This is a genomic window from Marinobacter excellens LAMA 842 (genome assembly GCF_001574445.1).
In the GTDB taxonomy this organism is placed as follows: domain Bacteria; phylum Pseudomonadota; class Gammaproteobacteria; order Pseudomonadales; family Oleiphilaceae; genus Marinobacter; species Marinobacter shengliensis.
Genome location: NZ_LOCO01000053.1, coordinates 1 through 2,756, shown reverse-complemented (window position 1 = coordinate 2,756; position 2,756 = coordinate 1). Strand labels below are relative to the sequence as shown.

The following is a 2,756-nucleotide window of genomic DNA, read 5'->3' as shown; positions in this document are numbered from 1 at the left end:
AGACTGAGAAATGCCTAACCAATCATTCAAGTTCGTTCCCGGCCTGGCGGCCGTCCACCGGACGCCCTGGTCGGGCGCCGCTTAATTTTGGCGTTAGAGTTTTAAAAAATGGAAGAAATTGGAAGTTTGATAGGGAAGATTTTGCTCGTCGGAATCACTTTAATGGATGATGAAGAGCAGCTTATTGGCCAAGTGCAAGTATATGGTCCTATCACCCACGTAGATGGGAGCGGTATTATCATAAAGAGAAATGGCAGCGGAACCGAGTTCTACTTGCCTCCCGATTTCTCGAATATCCTGCCAGCGGATGAGGGCGAGTATCGTCTCAGGTCGACTGGAGAAGTTGTTGTCGACCCCGACTACCTCTCGAGCTGGACGGTTCGAGGGGCCAAGCCTGGGTCACTCGAAGAGTATTCCAACAATGGATTTCCGGGTTTTGAGCCTGAATGACTCTAACTATACATTCCAGTTCGTTCCGGCCCTGAAGGGCCTCCACCGGACGGCCTTTTCTCCGCTTCGCTACGCAAAGGCCGCCGCTGAATATCGGCGTTAGGCAAGCCTAGAGTCAAACGGATGGAAATACGGATCGACAATCTTAAAGGGAAGGAAATCGCCAACTTCCTGCAGCAGCATATTGAGGACATGAAGGCTGTCTCTCCGCCTGAAAGCAAGCATGCCCTGGATCTACAAGGCTTACAGGTGCCAGAGATAACCTTTTGGACAATCTATGACGATGGAAAGGTTTTAGGGTGTGGCGCACTCAAAGAGGTTGACCCATATCATGGTGAAGTCAAATCCATGAGAGTTTGTGCATCAGCTAGGGGCCAGGGTATCGGATCCAAATTGCTCAGCCACATTGTGGAAGAGGCGAGGAGCAGGAACTATCGGTCTCTCAAGTTGGAAACCGGCTCAATGCCGTTCTTCGATCCGGCCAGAAAGCTTTATTCAAAACACGGGTTTTCCTATTGCGGGCCTTTTGGCTCATATAAAGAAGACCCAAACAGCGTGTTTATGGAGCTACATATCAATGCCTAACAATCACAAGCACGCTCGCACCACTGCGTGGTGCTGGACCTCCGCACGCTGCGCGTGCTCCGGCCCGTGTTGTTGGCGTTATGTTTCTCTCAGGGCCGGCTCAAGTCCAAGATGATCAACAAAGGGGATAAAGTCGCGATCAAGGAACAACAGGGGTAGGTCCTTCTCTATGCAAAATGTCGCGATGATCACATCGGCAGTCTTTCTGATCGTGATGCCCTTTTTACGAAGGGCTCGATAATTGTCGGCGCACTTGGCTGCCATGTCTTTGCCAAACATTTCATATTGTTCCAGCGCCATCAGGCTTTGTTTGGTCTGACGATATTGTTTGTCGCTGCGGATGCCTTGCAGGATTTCCAGAAATATGAGGTCCCCGATAGCGACAGATCCTTGGACTATCGAGGCATCCAACAGGTCAGTATGTGGGTTAGTGACTCCGTTGAAATAGTCGATCCAGACGCTGGTATCCACCAGAATCATCGGGCGCTCCGCATTTCGTCCAGGTCGCCTTCCCACTTGATCTTGCCTCGCAGCTTTCGAATTTCCTGCTGCTTGCTCAACTGGACCAGAAGTTTCAGGCCTTGCTCAACCGCTTCTTTTTTGGTTTCGTAGCCAGAGGCTTTGAGGGCTTCGGCCATCAACTGGTCGTCAATGACAATGTTCGTTCTCATGGAGCACCTATGTGTATAGTTTTAGGTTTCTATACACAATTTAGCACTTCAGGGGAAACATAACAATCGGCTGCACAGCGACCGATTTTACGCCGCTTTGCGGCTCCAAACCGGCGCGTGAGCCGGGCGTTATATCGGGAGTAATCTTTGAATATCTGGGATGAAAGCAAGCTAATAATTTTCATCGCATTCGTGGTTCCAGGTTTCATTGCGATCAAAACCTACGAATTGCTAGCCCCCTCGCGCTATACCGAATCCTCAAAGCAGCTAATTGATGCGGTGTCATACAGCTGCCTTAATTACGCAATACTACTCTGGCCAATTTACTTGATCGAGAGCTGCTCAATTTCCGAGAGCCACCCGAATCTATATATTATTTTTTGGTCTTTCGTTCTATTTGTAGCGCCAATATGTTGGGTTTTTGCGTGGAAGTTTTTGCGCCAGAGGAGTTTTATACAAAACCTCATTCCACATCCCATCCAAAAACCTTGGGACTTTGTTTTTGGCCAGCGTCGGTGTTACTGGATTATAGTTACCCTGAAGGATGGCCAGAAGGTGGCCGGAAAATTTGGTCCAAACTCTTTCGCCTCAAGCGCACCTTCCGAAGAGCAGTTATACCTCGAGGAAGAATGGATATTGAACGAAGACGGTGGGTTTGAAAGGCAAGCTGAACAGTCTGCAGGAGTGATCATACTCTCCTCAGAAATACGTTCTGTTGAGTTCTACCACGGTGGAGAAGATGACGATGAGTGACCCTAAAAAAGGCAATTTCAGAGATGGCTATGTCCCCGAGAAAAAGGGGTGGCAGCCGCAGAAAGAGCCGGCGACAAATGGCCATAAACCAGAGACATCTGAAATGGCTCCGAAGAACCCGCCGAAGAAAAAATAAGATATAACAAATCGCTGTAGTACGCGGCCGATGGCCGCCGGACGCCCTTTTCATTGCGGCTTTGTGAGGTGGACCCATTCAGTTGGACAACCTGATGGTGTCCCTAAGCTATGATCCGGTTGTTTCCCTGGCTCAGGCTGCCAGAGATATGGGTTGCCCGT

At 49.5% G+C, this 2,756-nt stretch carries 6 protein-coding genes; 4 read left to right on the top strand and 2 right to left on the bottom strand.

Annotated elements, in window-relative coordinates:
- Nucleotides 1–108 precede the first annotated feature (108 nt).
- Entirely contained in the window at nucleotides 109–450 is a 342-nt protein-coding gene (locus J122_RS19990; protein ID WP_061334043.1) for a hypothetical protein, read from the top strand.
- A 123-nt stretch (nucleotides 451–573) separates the two neighbouring features.
- The gene (locus J122_RS19985; RefSeq protein WP_061334041.1) at nucleotides 574–1,035 is read left to right on the top strand and encodes a GNAT family N-acetyltransferase; all 462 of its coding nucleotides are present in this window, start codon (nucleotides 574–576) and stop codon (nucleotides 1,033–1,035) included.
- 78 nt (nucleotides 1,036–1,113) lie between these two features.
- Here J122_RS19985 and J122_RS19980 read toward each other — a convergent pair whose 3' ends face one another.
- Nucleotides 1,114–1,515, bottom strand: coding sequence for a PIN domain nuclease (locus tag J122_RS19980; protein WP_061334040.1), 402 nt, complete (start codon nucleotides 1,513–1,515; stop codon nucleotides 1,114–1,116).
- A complete protein-coding gene (locus tag J122_RS19975) occupies nucleotides 1,512–1,706 on the bottom strand; it encodes a type II toxin-antitoxin system VapB family antitoxin (RefSeq protein ID WP_061334038.1) in 195 nt (64 codons plus the stop codon). Before J122_RS19975 ends, J122_RS19980 begins: the two co-directional genes overlap by 4 nt.
- A 147-nt stretch (nucleotides 1,707–1,853) precedes the next feature.
- Between J122_RS19975 and J122_RS19970 the strand changes: the two genes are divergently transcribed.
- Both J122_RS19970 and J122_RS22585 read left to right on the top strand, forming a co-directional pair.
- Nucleotides 1,854–2,459: a DUF6338 family protein gene (locus J122_RS19970; protein WP_061334036.1), complete on the top strand. Its 606-nt coding sequence runs from the start codon at nucleotides 1,854–1,856 to the stop codon at nucleotides 2,457–2,459.
- Nucleotides 2,452–2,595, top strand: a complete 144-nt coding sequence (locus tag J122_RS22585) for a hypothetical protein (RefSeq protein WP_156471803.1) — start codon at nucleotides 2,452–2,454, stop codon at nucleotides 2,593–2,595. The genes J122_RS19970 and J122_RS22585 overlap by 8 nt, the downstream gene beginning before the upstream one ends.
- Nucleotides 2,596–2,756 lie beyond the last annotated feature (161 nt).

What these genes read in the sequence shown, in the direction of transcription:
- J122_RS19990 (WP_061334043.1), top strand. Translation starts at nt 109, where the DNA reads ATGGAAGAAATTGGAAGTTTGATAGGGAAGATTTTGCTCGTCGGAATC.
- J122_RS19985 (WP_061334041.1), top strand. Translation starts at nt 574, where the DNA reads ATGGAAATACGGATCGACAATCTTAAAGGGAAGGAAATCGCCAACTTC.
- J122_RS19980 (WP_061334040.1), bottom strand. Translation starts at nt 1,515, where the DNA reads ATGATTCTGGTGGATACCAGCGTCTGGATCGACTATTTCAACGGAGTC.
- J122_RS19975 (WP_061334038.1), bottom strand. Translation starts at nt 1,706, where the DNA reads ATGAGAACGAACATTGTCATTGACGACCAGTTGATGGCCGAAGCCCTC.
- J122_RS22585 (WP_156471803.1), top strand. Translation starts at nt 2,452, where the DNA reads ATGAGTGACCCTAAAAAAGGCAATTTCAGAGATGGCTATGTCCCCGAG.